Origin of the sequence: Vibrio sp. 11-4(1), from assembly GCF_013048625.1 — a bacterium.
In the GTDB taxonomy this organism is placed as follows: Bacteria; Pseudomonadota; Gammaproteobacteria; order Enterobacterales; family Vibrionaceae; genus Vibrio; species Vibrio diabolicus.
Map to the genome: position 1 here is coordinate 230,151 of NZ_VHSY01000002.1, position 15,872 is coordinate 246,022.

The window sequence follows — 15,872 nt, forward strand, 5'->3', positions numbered from 1 at the left end:
TGTATATTGTATGCAATTTAAATGAACGAGCGAAAATGCTCAGACATGGCTATCTATGCCATTTTCTAACAACACCGCCTTTACAGCGGCCAAGTCAGCCAAAGCACTGCCAACTGATTTGTATAAAGTAATGACCTCATCGTTTTGACGTCCTGAGATTTGTTGGGCGCAAAGCTGCGGTAATTCCCCTTTGATATCATCTGACGTGAACACGCCCTCTTGAATTGGAATGAGAAGATCGCCCGCTTCGGCTAATACGTTAATGCGGCTATCAACATACACCTGTGCTCGTTGCACTGCTTCGGAGTCGCATTCACGCTTATCCAAGTCATGATTACCGACCAAATCAATATGGGTGCCCGGCTGCACGTCCGCGCCATTAAACAAAGGCTCAGCTGATGCGGTAATACAGCTGATGATATCAACGTGTTTGATAACGTGGTCCACACTTTCAACGACTGAAACGCGAAACCGACGCTCATCTGGAAGCGACTGATACTCTGAAGATGACACAATGGCATCTACCGTCGCCTCGGCTTTGTCTGAGTTTCGCCCCCAAATGTAAACCTGCTTAAGTGGGCGAACCGCAGCGTATGCCCACGCAAAATAAGGCGCAAGATTGCCCGTTCCGCAGATCAACAGACGATCAGCATTGGGGCGCGCTAAATAGTCCGCTGCCAACGCAGAAGCTGCGGCGGTGCGCCAAAACGTTAAAACTTTACCGTCTACGAGTGCGATCGGCTCACCATCGTTTCGTCTAAAAACAAGCAGCTTAGATGCAAGCGTATCTTTGCCGTGCTCAGGGTTATGCGGGAAATACGTAAAGGCTTTCACCGCAATCAACTCCTGGTTCCAAGCTGGAAGTAGCGCAAACGCCTCGTATTCTCCCTCTTCTAAGGGCATGACTCGGCGTTGAGGTATTGTCGCTGGCCGCGAGTACATTTCACGCATCGTTTCAATAAGAGACTTCATTGTTAAACATTGCGCGACTTGCTGTGCTTCGATGACTTTCATCATTTCTCCGAAAACATAAATACAGTTGAGGAAAAGTACGGAACCTCGCTTATGGATGAAAACTCGGCCCCATACACAATTTAACGCCTAGTTAAGCAGCCAGGTATTGAACTCTTCATTTAGTTCATCCGCGTAGTCTGACCACCATTCATCGTTAATCAGGAAGGCGGTTTGGAAGTTTTGAGGTGCGGTAGGAAGGTTCGCTAAAATGTCTGGGTTCACCTCCGCCGAAGACGACTTACGCGTAGGCCCATAAGCAACGTACTTAGCTTGATCAGCTAATGGTTTTGTTCCTGAAGAAAAAGCGATGAAGTCCAATGCAAGCTTTGTGTTCTCACTACCCTTAGGTATCGCCCATCCATTCATGTAACCCATTTGACGGTCCCATATAATTCGAAATGGTTGACCTTCATCTTTACGGGCATTGTGAATTCGGCCGTTAAACGCCGAGGCGATCACCACTTCTTTGTCAGCAAGCATTTGAGGTGGCTGGGCACCTGTTGTCCACCACAGCACTTCTGATTTGATCGTATCCAACTTAGCAAAAGCACGCTCACGCCCCGCTTCGGTTTCGAGCAGGCTGTAGACATCTTCTGGCTTTACACCATCAGCCAATAGTGCCCACTCAAGATTGCCCTGAGGTTGTTTTTGCAATGCACGTCGACCTGGAAAAGTTTTTAGGTCAAAAAGATCGGTCAACTTGCTTGGCAAAGCCTGACCTTTAAACGCGTCTTCGTTCACCGCTAATACTGTGGACACAACGATGGTATTGATTGCGCACTCGTGAATCGCACCATCAATGAAATCCTCTTGTGCTGGTGTTCCATCTGCGCCCGGAGGCAAAATACTTGGGTTCACTGGCTCTAATAACCCTTCGGCACAACCACGAACAATGTCCGGCTTGTCGAGAGACACCAAATCCCAGCGCACGTTGTTCGCTTCCACCTGCGCTTTAATTTCGGCTAATCCGCCGCTGAAATCCTCGGATACGATCTCAACACCTGTTTTTTTAATGAAAGGCTTGTGATATGCCTCCACTTGGCTCTTGGTGAATGCACCACCCCAAGATACGACCGTCAATTTGTCTTCAGCATAAGCAGAAGTCCCCAACAGCATTCCTGAAATCAACAGTGCCAATGGTGCTTTGGTCATTCGTGACATGTATTACTCCTTTTGGTTGTTTTTCTGGAGGCATCCGAGTACGGCTGTTGGACACCAGTTTTTGTTAAAATTAAGTTAACATTAGCATTTAATATATTTTATACAATATTTAATATTAAATTTTTTCAGGCAAATCGTTGTAGTGAAAAAGGTGAAAGATCAATCGATGTCGGCTTTCCTTCGATAAGCTCTAAAAGGAGATCTGCCGTAATCGCCGCTTGAGTTAATCCAAGGTGTTGGTGGCCAAATGCCAGTAATACATTTCCATCCCAAATGCTATCAATAACCGGTAACGAGTCGACTGTTGAAGGCCGATTCCCCATCCACTTTTCTCCTTGCCTGAGTGGATGTAACCCCGATTCAAACATCTCATCACCTAACTGAAAAAGCATTTCTGAACGTTTCATATTGGGTGGTGATTCTACATCGGCATACTCAACAGTGCCTGCCAAGCGTAGCCCACCAGACATCGGAGTCATGATGAATTTTCTATCGGCAGAGCTAATAGGAAATGGCAGTACATCACGCTTGTCATCCACCATTAGGTGATAACCACGCTCGGCTTGAATAGGCACTTTAACTCCGGTTAGTTGCCGTATCAAAGGCTTAGAATGTACACCAGCGGCAACAATGATTCGGTCAAATGAATGTGTTTGAGACTCAACCAGCACATCGCCATGTTTCGCCAACGCAGATACACCTTTTTGTAAAACCTTACCGCCAAGCTCTTCAAAGGCTTCACTTAGCTCAGCACAGAGCTGATAAGGGTCTAGCGTATGACCGGTTTCGGGAAAAAAGACGCCGACACGAACCTTATGGCTGAGATCAGGTATCCGCTCTCGAATCTCCTCTTGTGTCCAAACTTGATGCGTCACACCGTTTTTAGCCAGTGAGTTAAGCGTGCTTTGATAATTCTGAAACAGTTTCTCGTTTTCAAAAGTGAGCAATGAACCATTCATTTTTATTAGATGCGCTTTTCCGATTGAATCAAGCACGCCACGCCAACTTGCCACTGACCGCTCGTTAAGACTCTTAATCGCGTTTTTTGCCCGCTCCGCGGCTGATGGCTTTGTTTGTAATAGAAAACGAATCATCCACCCGATTGTGTTTGGAATATCTTGCCAACGGATCGAAACCGGACTTTTGGGATCTAGCAGCATTTTAGGTAATTGTGGAAGCAGCGCTGGCGTTGCAAGAGGGAAGATTTGCTCAGTCGCGATATGGCCTGCATTTCCCTTAGAGCATCCATTCCCCACGCCATTGGGATCAAAAATCGTGACTTGATAACCTTGCTGCTGCAATTTCAAGCCAATTGATAAGCCAATAATCCCCGCACCTATCACAGCGATCCTTTCCTTTTTAGTTTCATCCTTGACCAACATAAATATGCTCCGAGTCACACTTGAAAACGTAGATTGCATACAATATATTTTACATTACGTTAACATCACTATTGTTTAATTCAACCATTTTTTCAGCAAGGAGCGAAAAATGAGGCAAGGAACTTTTTTCTGTATTGATGCCCACACCTGCGGCAACCCAGTTAGGCTGGTAGCAGGCGGTGTGCCTCCACTCGAAGGCAATACCATGAGCGAAAAGCGCCAATACTTTCTTGAGCATTATGATTGGATTCGTCAGGCACTCATGTTTGAGCCTCGCGGACACTCAATGATGTCGGGGTCAGTTGTCTTGCCTCCTTGCAGTGATAACGCAGACGCTTCTATTCTGTTTATTGAAACCAGTGGCTGCTTACCAATGTGTGGCCACGGCACCATTGGAACCGTCACCACCGCTATCGAAAATCGCCTTATCACTCCCAAAAAAGAAGGTCGTTTGATACTTGATGTCCCAGCAGGACAAATCGAAGTGCACTACCAAACAAAAGGTGACAAGGTCACGTCGGTAAAGATATTTAACGTACCGGCTTACCTTGCCCACCAAGACGTAACCGTGGACATAGAGGGCTTAGGTGAGCTCACTGTCGATGTTGCTTATGGCGGAAACTATTACGTAATCGTCGACCCTCAAGAAAACTACGCCGGACTTGAACACTACTCTCCAGATGAAATTTTGATGCTTTCTCCAAAAGTTCGCGAAGCGGTATCTCGAGCGGTTGAGTGCGTACATCCAGAAGATCCGACAGTGTGCGGTGTTTCTCACGTGCTATGGACCGGAGAGCCCACTCAAGAAAACGCCACCGCTCGAAATGCTGTGTTTTACGGCGACAAAGCGTTGGATCGCTCGCCATGTGGTACGGGCACTAGTGCACGCATGGCGCAATGGCATGCAAGAGGCAAACTCAATCAAGGAGAAGACTTTGTTCACGAAAGTATCATCGGCAGCCTATTTCAAGGACGTATAGAAGGCATTACCGAAGTGAATGGCAAAGCAGCTATTTTGCCAAGTATTGAAGGATGGGCACAAGTATACGGTCACAACACGATATGGGTAGACGATGAAGACCCATATGCGTACGGATTTGAAGTGAAGTAATAAGGATAGTAAGGAAGAATGATGAACCCACAAGAACCAACCACTTTTTACGCAGTCAACGCCTTTACTGGTGAGCCTCTACCCACAGCGTTTCCGGTACATGGAGAGCAAGAAGTTAATCAAGCCGCCTCAGCCGCCCAAAGGGTTGCGCGTGAGTTTCGCCAACTAAGCAATGCAAAGCGAGCGAGCTTACTTTGCTCTATCGCCTCTGAATTGGAAGTGAAGAGTGAAGAAATCGTTGCTCGAGCTCATTTGGAAACTGCTCTTCCCGAAGCACGTTTAAGCGGTGAAATAGGACGTACAGCGAGCCAATTACGACTATTTGCCGAGGTTGTGAGATCGGGTAATCACCATCAAGCAATTTTCGATACGCCAAACCCAAACCGTCAACCACTGCCAAAACCAGATATTCGCCGTCAACAAATCGCAATTGGCCCTGTCGCCGTGTTTGGTGCGTCTAATTTTCCGCTCGCATTTTCTACGGCTGGTGGTGATACGGCTTCGGCACTGGCAGCTGGCTGTCCTGTGATTGTAAAAGGCCATACCGCCCACCCTGGCACCAGTCAACTTGTTGCTAAGTGTATTGAGGCTGCACTTGAGAAAGAGTGCTTACCGCAAGCCATCTTCACGCTATTGCAAGGCAACAAACGCGCACTTGGCCAAGCACTCGTTACCCATCCAAAAATTAAAGGGGTTGGTTTTACAGGCTCAGTCGGTGGTGGCCGTGCGCTGTTTAACCTAGCTCAGCAAAGACCAGAGCCAATCCCTTTCTATGGCGAACTAGGGGCGATTAACCCAACATTTATTCTCCCTTCAGCCATACGAGAAAACGCATCATTGGCTGAAGAGTTTGTGGCTTCTATGACTTTGGGCTGTGGACAATTTTGTACAAAACCAGGCGTTGTATTTGTCTTGAATAGCCCAGAAACGCAAGCCTTTATCGAAACCGCTCAAGGGTTAATTCGACAACAATCAACGGCCACTTTGCTAACGCAAGGAATCCGAGAAACGTATGAATCAGAAGTTAACAAGCGAGCTTCCGAAACGGGCATTAATGTAACTCGCTCTGAACAAGCAGAAGTGACCAATGTCGCACCAGTACTGTTCGTGACGGACAGTAAAAACTGGCGTAAAAACCCACAATGGGAGGAAGAAATATTTGGTCCTCAATCGTTAATCGTAATCTGTGAAGATTTCGATGACATGTTGAAACTGAGTGATTCACTGACTGGCTCGCTCACCGCAACCCTTCACGCTACCGCTGAAGACGAAGAACAAGCCAAGCAACTGCTTCCAAGTTTGGAAGAAATCGCCGGACGCCTTGTATTCAACGGTTGGCCAACTGGCGTCGAGGTTGGTTACGCTATGGTTCATGGTGGACCATATCCGGCTTCAACCAATTCTGCCTCAACATCTGTCGGGGCAGAGGCTATTCATCGTTGGTTGCGTCCCGTAGCTTATCAAGCTTTGCCAGAATCTTTATTGCCGGATTCATTAAAAGCGTCGAACCCACTGGGTATTCAACGCGCCATAGATGGCAGTGTGTCCCAATAAGATCACCAAATGGCTCAAAAAGGCATCAACTGATGCCTTTTATTTCACTCTACTTCTCAAAACCTTCTTTCCTAGTTGGTTTGTGCCAGAAAAACAATAAACTACTAAAGTAAAATGGATTGGATACAATATTAATTTCACGGGAGACTTCAATGTCACAGAAACCTGTTTTTAAAACGCGCACTCAGCTCGTTGAGGAAGCAATTCGAACTCAGATCTTGAAGGGCGAGTTAAAAACTGGTCAACCTTTACGTCAAGATGCGTTAGCAAAAGAGTTTAATGTTAGCCGCATTCCTGTGCGTGAAGCGTTAGTTCAATTGGAAGCACAAGGACTCGTTAGCTTTGAACCTCACAAAGGTGCGACGGTCACCGAGCTATCTCCAGAGAAAATCAATGAGCTATTTGAACTGCGCGCTGTCGTGGAGTGCCACATTTTAGAGCGTGCGATTCAGAACATGACGGACGCTGACCTTGAACGCGCGCGAGAAGTTCGCGAACGTTTCGAGTCTGTAGTGAACAGTGGCGACGAAGTAGAAGAATGGAGCAACTACAACTACGAATTCCATAAAGCCCTATATGCTCCTGCTAACATGCCTGAAACTATGGACGTCATTTACAACCTGAACACAAAGTGTGACCGATACATACGCATGCAGCTATTGTTTACAACAGGCATTAAAAAGGCAGAAGAAGAGCACTTAAGCTTGTTTGAAATGTGCCAGAATCGTGATATAGAAGGCGCCAAGTACCTGCTGAAAAAACACATTCTAGAAGCAGGCACAGCGATTCGAAACCTGCTGCTTGAAAGGCAAAATATCAGCCAGTAAACGGAATAACGAATAAGGTGATATTCAAGGATGAATGTTGGACCAAAGTTTTTACTCGCAGCGCTACGACAAAAGATTAAAGAAGAAGGGCTTTGCTATAATTCCTTGTCAGAGAAAAGTGGCATCCCTTTATCTAGTATTAAACGCCACCTACATAATCCTGCTTTAGGTTTGGATAAAGTACTTGTTTATCTGAACTACCTGAATACCGATCTCATCGAACTCGCAACCTTAGCCAACGAGCTTCAGCACCAAAACGAGCAAATGCTAACAGATGAAGAGAGTGCCCTTTTCGTTGAGCATCCTTATTTACTTGATTTTATTTATATGCTGACTTCTCGTGATATTAAACCGCAAGAGATAGCCCAAACTTACGGACTTTCTGATACAAGCTTACGATTCTATTTGCGTATCGCGGAAATTCTAGGATATGTCGAAAACTTCGGAGACGGCTTGTTTTACCGTTCTGGTCGTCGATTTATTATGGAAGAAGGTACCGCATTGGACACCTTATTCAAAGAGCGATTTCAACAAGAGTCGCTTTCTCATAACATCAACCCAGGTGTGTGTGTGGGTCGTATTAGGCTCACCGAAGAGCAAAAAGTGCAAATAGAGGACGAGCTTTGTAATAAATTAGCGAAACTTAACGCAGTTAACACTTCCAACAACGAAGGTGAACTAACAAATATATTAATGCGCTGTACTCCTGGCGCTCAGATATTTTTCGCAGATGACTTACCGGATATTGATGGAAGCCTGTTAAAGCACGTCGCCCAATTGACTAAAATAAATTAAAACATCAGATTAAAAAATTCACTCCAAACCTAGAACGCATCATTTATTCCTGCTAAATCTCTAATAAATAGAATTTCCCGACCCAAAACTTACTTTCTATTTAGCAAACAACAATTAGTCGACAAAGAGAACCCTCCATTTCATCTTTGTTTTTTCCTTATTATTACGTTGAAACTGCTAAGGAACTTAAGGAATAACTAATGGATTTATTAAGAATAAAAGATAACCATTTTTACGTTATTTACCTCACACTCTTTAAATATAAATTTGCAGACGAACGAATTAAATTAATACATTCACCTAGCTAATAAAAACAAAAGCAAAACAGATAATTATAATTCTATTATTTATAAGGACATAGAAAAGTGAAATTTAAGTATTCTTTAGCAACGGCAGTCACTCTCGCATTATTACAAGGTTGTGGCGGTGGCGGCGGTGATGATTCATCTACTCCATCAACTAGCAGCGCAACCGGACCAACATGGAAAGCCGGTGATTTTAGCCAACCATCAAGCTCGTTTGTCAACCAATGTGAAACCCCACGAGTGGGTCGAGACCCATATAACAATTATGCTGCCTATCCAGATAAATTAGGTTCTGCTTTACACGAAAAACTCTTTTTAAGAGCTTTTACTAACGAAACTTACCTTTGGTATGACGAAGTTCCTGATAATAATCCAGCAAACTACAAAACCGTGACGGATTACTTCAACACACTGGTCACCTCTGCTACTACCACGACTGGTAAACCGAAAGATCGCTTCCACTTTACCGTCCCTTATGAAGATGATATGAAGTCATCGCAATCTGGTTTAGTCGCTGGGTTTGGTTTTAACTGGGCATTCCTACGTGGCGTACAACCTAGAGACGTTCGTATCTCCTATACTGAAGAAGCTTCTCCAGCTGATAGAAACGGCATTGCTCGCGGTGATAAGCTTCTAAAAATCAATAATATTGATGTGGTTAACACCGGTAGTCAGTCCGACATTGATTTTATTAATAAAACGCTTTTTAACCCTGACATCAATCAAGATTACACCTTCACATTTGAGAGTGTTGACGGCCTAGAGAAAACCGTGACGCTTACCGCCTCTGATGTCATGACTTCTCCAGTTAAAAATGCCAAAGTGATCGCACACAATGGTATGCAGATCGGCTATCTACAATACAACTCATTTGAACCAAGCGCTCAAGCCCCACTTATTGAGGCGTTCAGTACGCTCTCGGCAGAGAATGTTGACGAGATCGTCGTTGATTTACGTTACAACGGCGGTGGCTTAGTACTTCAGTCCTCGCAAGTAGGCTACATGCTAAGCGGTGCTGGTCAGAACCGAGTCTTCAGTGAGTTGATTCACAACGACAAAGTGATGCGTACCATTAAAGATGGGGATAACATCTATCGCTTTACGAATCTAGCAATAGACTGGGCAGCACAAAAGTATTCGGACCAAGTGCTGCCGACACTGAACAAAAAGCGCGTATATGTGCTGACTTCAGGAGGCACGGCTTCCTCAAGTGAACTGTTGATCAACGCTTTGCGCGGCATTGATGTTGAGGTTATCCAAATAGGCTCAACAACCACAGGTAAACCGTATGGGTTCTCAGCAGAACAAAACTGCGGCACTATGTACTACACTATTCAGTTCAAGTCAGCGAACGAGAAAAAATTTGGCGACTTCTCTGATGGTTTTATTCCTACTCCAAAGAGCCAAATCAATACCGAGCTAGGCTTAAACAATAGAGTGGAAGGTTGCTGGGTCAATGATGACCTAACAAAACCATTAGGCGATCCGTCTGAAGGTATGCTTTCTGCGGCACTAAACTACATGGAAACGGGAACCTGTCCGCCAGTCTCCTCTTCAAGTTTCAATGCCATGCCGCGTAACATTTCATCTCCGGAGTTAAGCGATCTTCGCTCTCCGCTACGAACAGAGGCAATTCATGTTGAGATCAACTAACTTTTTACGAATGCTGATTCGGGTTGCGCTTTTCTTAGGCACTTCGATTTCTTTGATAGGATGTCAAGCTATGTCACAAGAACCCGTTGAAGCATTGAGTAAAAAGAACTCTCCGGAAACAGTCATAGAGATTCAAAATGCGATCGCAGAAATCCAAGGGACACCAGCACCTAGAATCGCAAATAACGTATTTGAATCTTCACCGCATTTGTTGATTGAAAAAGGACGAGTAAAAGGGAATAACAATCAACTGTTGGATGGCAGCTATACGGATCTTCCAGACCAATATACGTTGCAGATAAGAGGTGAAACCTGTGGCTTGTACTACGCCAAAACAGATACCTTTGTCACTCTCAGTTCACTAGATTGTGAGCCCATCATTAAGTTTTAGATCTCCCAAAAAGAGAAGCCCGCTGATATCAGCGGGCTTCCTACTTTATTGTTCAGTGTGAAACGGTCAACGTTACTTTAGTTCAATCCATGCTTTGCGCTGTTGCTTATCCATGTATGACCAAGCTACAAAGCGGCTCACTTTCTGTCCTTGGCTCATTTCAACCACACGAATGGCTTTCACACCCAATTTTTCAAGCTGCTTGCGCATCGGGCGAACGTTGTCTTTTTTGGATATGAGTGTTGTAAACCACAAGACCTGCGCGGCAAAAGCTTGGCTTTCATTCGCCATTTTTCGGATAAACGCCGCTTCTCCACCTTCACACCACAATTCAGCGTTTTGACCGCCAAAATTCAACGCCGGCTTACTTGTCTTTACTTGTGTGGTTTGAGGTTTTAGTCCTTTCTTACGCTTGTTTGCTTTTAGATTATCGATTTTACGCTGGCTGCCCATAGCGGCATCTTCCGCCGAACGGTGGAATGGCGGATTACATGTCGTCACATCATAACGATCATTCGGTTGAATGATACCTAGATAAATATTGGCATCATTGTGTTGCTGTACCAGTGCAATTTTTCCCGTCAAAACACGATTGTGCTCTACGATCGTTTGAGCCGATTGGATGGATTTTGGATCGACATCGCTGCCCGTATAGTGCCAACCGTATTTTGTTACACCAACAATCGGATAAATACAGTTTGCTCCCACGCCAATGTCCAACGCTTTCACTTTTTGGTGCGCGTACTGACCTTTTACTTCACTATCAAGTAGTTCTGCCACTCGGTGAATGTAATCAGCGCGGCCCGGAATCGGTGGGCAAAGGTAGGTGTCGGGAATGTCCCAGAACTCGATACCATAATACGCAGCAAGCAATGCTTTATTGAGCATTTTAACAGCGTTAGGATCAGAGAAGTTTATGGAGTCTTCCCCTTTCGGATTTTTGATAACGAATGGCTTTAACTGTGGTTCACTTTCCACGAGTTTTTTAAAATCGTAACGACCTCGATGAACATTACGCTCATGCAAACCATTCTTCGCTATTTTTATGAACTCGACTTCGCTCTTTACTGCAGGCTGCGGGGATTTGCGCGCAACTTTGTCTTTAACACGCTTCGGCTTGGCTTTATTCGCGTCTTTATTCTGAGCCGCCTTTGAAGTCTTTGGCTTTGCTTGCTTCGCGTTGTGATTATTGTTCTTCATTCAAATTCGCTTTTAAATCGAGGTAAATCATAAACAAACGAGCATCAAATTCGAGTTGGTGATACTCAGGCTCCATGTAGCAACATAGCTGATAGAACGCCTTGTCGTGGTTTTTCTCACGAGTATGCGCCAACTCATGTACCACCAGCATTCTTAATAGTGGCTCGGGCGCATCCTTAAATACATTGGCAATGCGAATCTCGTTTTTCGACTTCAGCTTACCACCATGGTTTCTACTGATAACACTGTGCAAACCAAGCGCATTGTTTACCGCGTGAATTTTCTTATCGTAGACAACTTTACTGATTGGCGCGGCTTTCTTCATGTAGCGGTTTTTGATTGCCATGGCGTACTCATAGAGCGCCCTTTCGCTTTTGATTTGGTGCCTATCGGGATAACGCTTTTCGAACCAAGGAACAAACTTGCCACTCGCTATCAATGAGCTCACCTGCTCTACGATGTTTTGTGGGTAACCTTGAATGTATCGAAGTGACGGATGCATAGAATTAACGTCTGTTATGACAAAATAAAGGCGCTCAATATACCTGAGATAAAGGACAGTTTCACCTTAGCTTTCGCCTTTCATTTATGGTGAAAGGCCGTTAAACTTCGCCTCCCAATGATAATGGAGAGAAATTCAATGAAACGTGTCGTTCTTTACGTCAAAGATAAATGCCCTCACTGCAAAGATGCTCAACGTTATCTGGATTCGAAAAATATTAACTATCGTTTGTGCAATGCTAAGATGCAACGCGGTCGCAAAGAACTTGATGCGCTTGGTGCTCGTTCAGTGCCAGTTTTAAAAATTGGTGATCGGGTAATGATTGGCTGGAACCCAAAGAACTTCGAGAAGATGTACAAAGGCGATTAGTGCTCGGACGATGAATCTGCGCTGCGTTTAAACGTAGCGCTTGATAAAGTCGATAAACGTTCGATCTGCTATTGATAAATACCCCTGCTTGCGCCAAGCAAGTGCCAGATCCAGCGTAACTGGTGGTTCAAACGGTAGGCCAACAACGCCCGACTCATGTTGAGTCACCAATTCCAGTAACGCGGTAATCGCAAACTCTTGTTTCACAATACTCAAAATCAAAGGCAGTAAATTGGTCTCGAATGATGACTTCATGGTAAACCCATGCTCCTCACTCACCTGATCCAAAAATTCACGGTGAAAATAGCCATGCTGAAACATAACCAAATCGTGTTCAAAGAACTCATCAAAAGTAAGAGCGTGTCGCTGGGCTAACTCATGCTCAGGTGAAACAACTGCGACCATTTGGCTAGTAAATAAATGGTCAGTTTCTAGGTCATCAGGCACGTTATCACAACTGATCACACCGATATCGAGTTGACCATTGAGCAGCATACGACGAATCGATTGAGTCCCAGCTTCGACCAAGGTCAATTTTAACTCCGGGAACTGGCTTTTAAACGCCATCACAATTCGTGGAAAGAAATAACTGCCCATCATTGATGGCGTCCCGAGTCGTACTTCGCCTTTCGCTAAACCTTTCAACTCATCAATCGCGAGCTGCGCGTCGTGCAACTGTTGAATCACCCGCTTGGCATGTACAAGTAGCGTTTCGCCCTCTTTCGTTAAGCTGATTTTTTTATCATCACGGCGAAATAGGGTAACGCCCAAAGACTGCTCAAATTTTTTGATAGAAATGCTTAATGCAGGCTGGGCAATATGCAGGGCTTTCGCCGCATGGGTAATGTTTCCATGTTCAGCGACCGCCAGAAAATGTTTAAGTTGTTTCGATTCCATCAGATCAAAAATATATGGTGTCCATATTTTTAATATATTTTTTTAATTTACAACGAACTGATAGATTGATCACAGTCTCTCCATTTGCTCACATTAGGCAGGATTCATGGTCAGTTTTGGCACACCGGAATACAAACGCATTACGCTCTCGCTAGCGCTTGGTTCCTTCTTGGTTTTTTCAAATTTATACCTACTACAGCCAATGCTGCCCACTTTTTCCCAAATTTTCACGATCTCAGAAACGCAAGTGAACTGGTTATTTGCGGCCTCAACATTTGCTCTCTCTTTTAGCCTCGTCCCAATGGCTGTGTTATCAGAATCAGTGGGACGAAAGCCAGTCATGATGGCCGGTCTGTTTTCAATTCCTACCCTTTCTGCTTTGATGCTATTTGGTGACTCATTCCTGTTTTTAGTGGTATGTCGAGCACTGATCGGTGTCGCGCTCGCGGCTTTTGCTGCGGTCGCCGTGGCTTACATGGCAGAAGAGCTCGACAAGCACGCTTTCTCGATGGCAATTGGAACGTACATTGCGGCTAACTCATTAGGTGGTATTGCAGGGCGTATTAGCGGCGGCTTGTTGGCGGACAATTTCAGTGTTGATGTCGCCATTGAAGTAATGATGGTATTCACTCTTCTTGGTGTCATTGGTGTTCACTATTTATTGCCAACACAGCGCAACTTCACCCCGTCATCAAGCAGTTTGCGCCATCAAAATCGTGCGCTTATTGGTCATTTTAAAAACCAACGCGTGTGGTTCGCGATGCTGATAGGAGGACTCAACTTTGCTTTGTTCGTCAACCTTTATTCCGTAATGGGTTTCCGTCTGGTGAGTGAACCTCACAATGTGCCCGTCGGGTTGGCCTCACTGATCTTTATTTGTTACTTGGGAGGGACTTTCTCCTCTCGTTGTGCAGGCCACTGGAGTAAACGTTATTCCTCAATCCTAGGTATGTTCTTAGGCGCGATAGTGAGCATGACGGGAATGTGGATTGCTGCGGTTGAAAGCCTGACTGCAATGCTAGTTGGGTTGTTGCTGATAAGTTTTGGTGCCTTCTTTACTCATACCCTCGCCTACGGTTGGGTCGGTCAGAATGCCACTCGTGCCAAAGCCACCGCGACAGCGCTCTACTTAGTACACTACTATGTAGGCGGCAGTTTGGGAGGATTCTTACTTCTTTATTGTTGGCAACATGGTGGTTGGTCGAGTGTTCTTATGGGGGGGAGCGCAGTCTACCTAGCGATGTTTGCTGCGATTGCGTATTTGAAACACATTGCCGAAAGAAAGCATACTGACCAAACACCTGACGCAGCGAGTTTAAAGAGTAGCTAAGGTACGCTCATTTGCGTAATACCTCTCTGATTACTTGGATAACCAACTCTGCTATGCTTGCGCTACTTTAATAAAAACCAGAAAGTCGTATGTCAACGCGTTCAACACAAAACACAGATATCGAAGCGATCACTCAACAGGTCGATCAATGGCTCAACGATGTGGTAATCGGACTCAACCTTTGTCCGTTTGCTGCCAAACCGCAACGTAATAAACAAATCAAAATCTTTGTTAGTGAAGCGACTCAAGAAGAAGCGCTTCTTGAAGATATTTTATTGCAGCTGATTGAGCTGAGTAACACAGCGCCCGAACAACTTGAGACAACGTTGGTTGTGGTTCCCAACATGCTACAAGATTTCTGGGACTACAACTTTTGTATCGATTGGGTTGAAGGATTAATTAAGCAGCAAAACTGGGAAGGTGTTTTCCAAGTAGCGACTTTCCATCCTGATTACTGTTTTGGTGGCGCAAGGCCTGAAGACGACGAAAACCTGACCAATCGTTCTCCTTACCCGATCTTCCATTTGATTCGCGAAGAGAGTATGGAAAAGGTACTAAAACACTATCCTGATCCTGAATCCATTCCCGATACGAACATCGCTCGTGTTTCCGCCCTTTCAGAGGAAGAACGTAAAAAGCTGTTCCCTTACCTATTTCGTTAAGCACCACCATTACCCAAAGGCAGATTTATCACCAGTTGGATGCAATGCCCTTGGGGTTCAAAGTGCGGTTTGGTATCATTGCCGCTTCAATCGATTCAATGGAAATTAGAATGCAACTGTCAAAGCTAACCCAAGAGATTTTTGATCACTTATACCGTGATATCACCGAGTTCCGTAGTACGTTCGACTTACCAGTCGCAGACGCTGCAAGCCTTGATGCACAAGCAGATACACTACACACCTCTTTGGCGATCGAAGAGCTAACAGAGCTAGCAGAAGCAGATTGTAAAACTGAGCAAGCAGATGCCATCGTAGACAGCGTGTATGTATTAATGGGCCGTCTCGTTCATCTTGGCCACAGCAAAGTAGAAGACAACCTAGCGATCAGCTACTTAATTGATCTTCTATTAAACGTTGCAGTAAACCGTGGTATTGAATTTATTCCTTGCTGGGATGAAGTGCACTCAAGCAACATGAGCAAAGTATGCCGTAACGAGCAAGAGTACTCAGAAACAGAAGCATTCTACGCGGAACAAGGCATCAAGTTGATGGCGGTGCAGAAAGGTGAATACATCATCGCGAAATGCGCCGAAGATTTCGTATCGGAAGGTAAAACTATTCGTAAAGGCAAAGTACTCAAATCTGTTTACTACCGCCCAGCAGATCTAAAACCGTTAACTCAATAAGCGTTGAGTTTGGCTTTCTCGATTAAAAAAACG

General features: G+C 44.9%; 16 protein-coding genes. 10 read left to right on the plus strand and 6 right to left on the minus strand.

The genetic code is table 11. The features are described from left to right. Nucleotides 1-39: 39 nt before the first annotated feature. The 3 genes from FKN16_RS04515 to FKN16_RS04525 all read right to left on the minus strand — a co-directional run bounded on the left by FKN16_RS04515 (nt 40) and on the right by FKN16_RS04525 (nt 3,557). Nucleotides 40-1,014, minus strand: a complete 975-nt coding sequence (locus tag FKN16_RS04515) for an ornithine cyclodeaminase family protein (protein WP_170902100.1) — start codon at nt 1,012-1,014, stop codon at nt 40-42. A gap of 87 nt (nt 1,015-1,101) precedes the next feature. Then, on the minus strand, nt 1,102-2,175 hold the full coding sequence (locus tag FKN16_RS04520; RefSeq protein WP_170902101.1) for an ABC transporter substrate-binding protein: 1,074 nt from the start codon (nt 2,173-2,175) through the stop codon (nt 1,102-1,104). A gap of 125 nt (nt 2,176-2,300) precedes the next feature. Beyond that, the gene (locus FKN16_RS04525) at nt 2,301-3,557 is read right to left on the minus strand and encodes an FAD-dependent oxidoreductase (RefSeq protein ID WP_170902102.1); all 1,257 of its coding nucleotides are present in this window, start codon (nt 3,555-3,557) and stop codon (nt 2,301-2,303) included. Between the two features lie 109 nt (nt 3,558-3,666). Here FKN16_RS04525 and FKN16_RS04530 point away from each other — a divergent pair, with 109 nt between their 5' ends. The 6 genes from FKN16_RS04530 to FKN16_RS04555 all read left to right on the plus strand — a co-directional run bounded on the left by FKN16_RS04530 (nt 3,667) and on the right by FKN16_RS04555 (nt 10,193). Next, nucleotides 3,667-4,668, plus strand: a complete 1,002-nt coding sequence (locus tag FKN16_RS04530) for a 4-hydroxyproline epimerase (protein ID WP_005389764.1) — start codon at nt 3,667-3,669, stop codon at nt 4,666-4,668. Nucleotides 4,669-4,689: 21 nt separating this feature from the next. Further along, complete coding sequence (locus tag FKN16_RS04535; RefSeq protein ID WP_170902103.1) at nt 4,690-6,222, plus strand: aldehyde dehydrogenase (NADP(+)); 1,533 nt, start codon at nt 4,690-4,692, stop codon at nt 6,220-6,222. A gap of 152 nt (nt 6,223-6,374) precedes the next feature. After that, a complete protein-coding gene (locus FKN16_RS04540; protein WP_005377862.1) occupies nt 6,375-7,049 on the plus strand; it encodes a GntR family transcriptional regulator in 675 nt (224 codons plus the stop codon). A 30-nt stretch (nt 7,050-7,079) separates the two neighbouring features. After that, on the plus strand, nt 7,080-7,844 hold the full coding sequence (locus FKN16_RS04545) for a transcriptional regulator (protein ID WP_170902104.1): 765 nt from the start codon (nt 7,080-7,082) through the stop codon (nt 7,842-7,844). 365 nt (nt 7,845-8,209) lie between these two features. Continuing rightward, on the plus strand, nt 8,210-9,802 hold the full coding sequence (locus tag FKN16_RS04550) for a S41 family peptidase (RefSeq protein WP_170902105.1): 1,593 nt from the start codon (nt 8,210-8,212) through the stop codon (nt 9,800-9,802). A gap of 70 nt (nt 9,803-9,872) precedes the next feature. After that, nucleotides 9,873-10,193 (plus strand): hypothetical protein, encoded by a 321-nt coding sequence (locus FKN16_RS04555; protein WP_053350410.1) that lies wholly within the window; start codon nt 9,873-9,875, stop codon nt 10,191-10,193. Between the two features lie 72 nt (nt 10,194-10,265). Here the strand turns inward: FKN16_RS04555 and rlmF are convergent, their stop codons facing one another. Together rlmF and FKN16_RS04565 are read right to left on the minus strand one after the other, a co-directional pair. After that, on the minus strand, nt 10,266-11,393 hold the full coding sequence (gene rlmF, locus FKN16_RS04560) for a 23S rRNA (adenine(1618)-N(6))-methyltransferase RlmF (RefSeq protein WP_170902106.1): 1,128 nt from the start codon (nt 11,391-11,393) through the stop codon (nt 10,266-10,268). Continuing rightward, nucleotides 11,380-11,895 (minus strand): M48 family metallopeptidase, encoded by a 516-nt coding sequence (locus tag FKN16_RS04565; protein WP_005377870.1) that lies wholly within the window; start codon nt 11,893-11,895, stop codon nt 11,380-11,382. Before FKN16_RS04565 ends, rlmF begins: the two co-directional genes overlap by 14 nt. Before the next feature lie 138 nt (nt 11,896-12,033). On the opposite strand from FKN16_RS04565, the gene FKN16_RS04570 reads away from it, so the two are divergent. Beyond that, a complete protein-coding gene (locus FKN16_RS04570; protein ID WP_005377871.1) occupies nt 12,034-12,264 on the plus strand; it encodes a glutaredoxin family protein in 231 nt (76 codons plus the stop codon). Nucleotides 12,265-12,291: 27 nt separating this feature from the next. Here FKN16_RS04570 and FKN16_RS04575 read toward each other — a convergent pair whose 3' ends face one another. Next, on the minus strand, nt 12,292-13,161 hold the full coding sequence (locus FKN16_RS04575) for a LysR family transcriptional regulator (RefSeq protein ID WP_109168432.1): 870 nt from the start codon (nt 13,159-13,161) through the stop codon (nt 12,292-12,294). 106 nt (nt 13,162-13,267) lie between these two features. Between FKN16_RS04575 and FKN16_RS04580 the strand changes: the two genes are divergently transcribed. The 3 genes from FKN16_RS04580 (at nt 13,268) to FKN16_RS04590 (ending at nt 15,839) form a co-directional block, all read left to right on the plus strand. After that, the gene (locus tag FKN16_RS04580; protein WP_170902107.1) at nt 13,268-14,491 is read left to right on the plus strand and encodes an MFS transporter; all 1,224 of its coding nucleotides are present in this window, start codon (nt 13,268-13,270) and stop codon (nt 14,489-14,491) included. A gap of 89 nt (nt 14,492-14,580) precedes the next feature. Further along, nucleotides 14,581-15,153 (plus strand): DUF1415 domain-containing protein, encoded by a 573-nt coding sequence (locus FKN16_RS04585; RefSeq protein WP_170902108.1) that lies wholly within the window; start codon nt 14,581-14,583, stop codon nt 15,151-15,153. Between the two features lie 110 nt (nt 15,154-15,263). After that, nucleotides 15,264-15,839 carry a nucleoside triphosphate pyrophosphohydrolase family protein gene (locus FKN16_RS04590; RefSeq protein ID WP_005397767.1) on the plus strand — a complete coding sequence of 192 codons (576 nt, stop codon included), beginning with the start codon at nt 15,264-15,266 and terminating at the stop codon, nt 15,837-15,839. Nucleotides 15,840-15,872 lie beyond the last annotated feature (33 nt).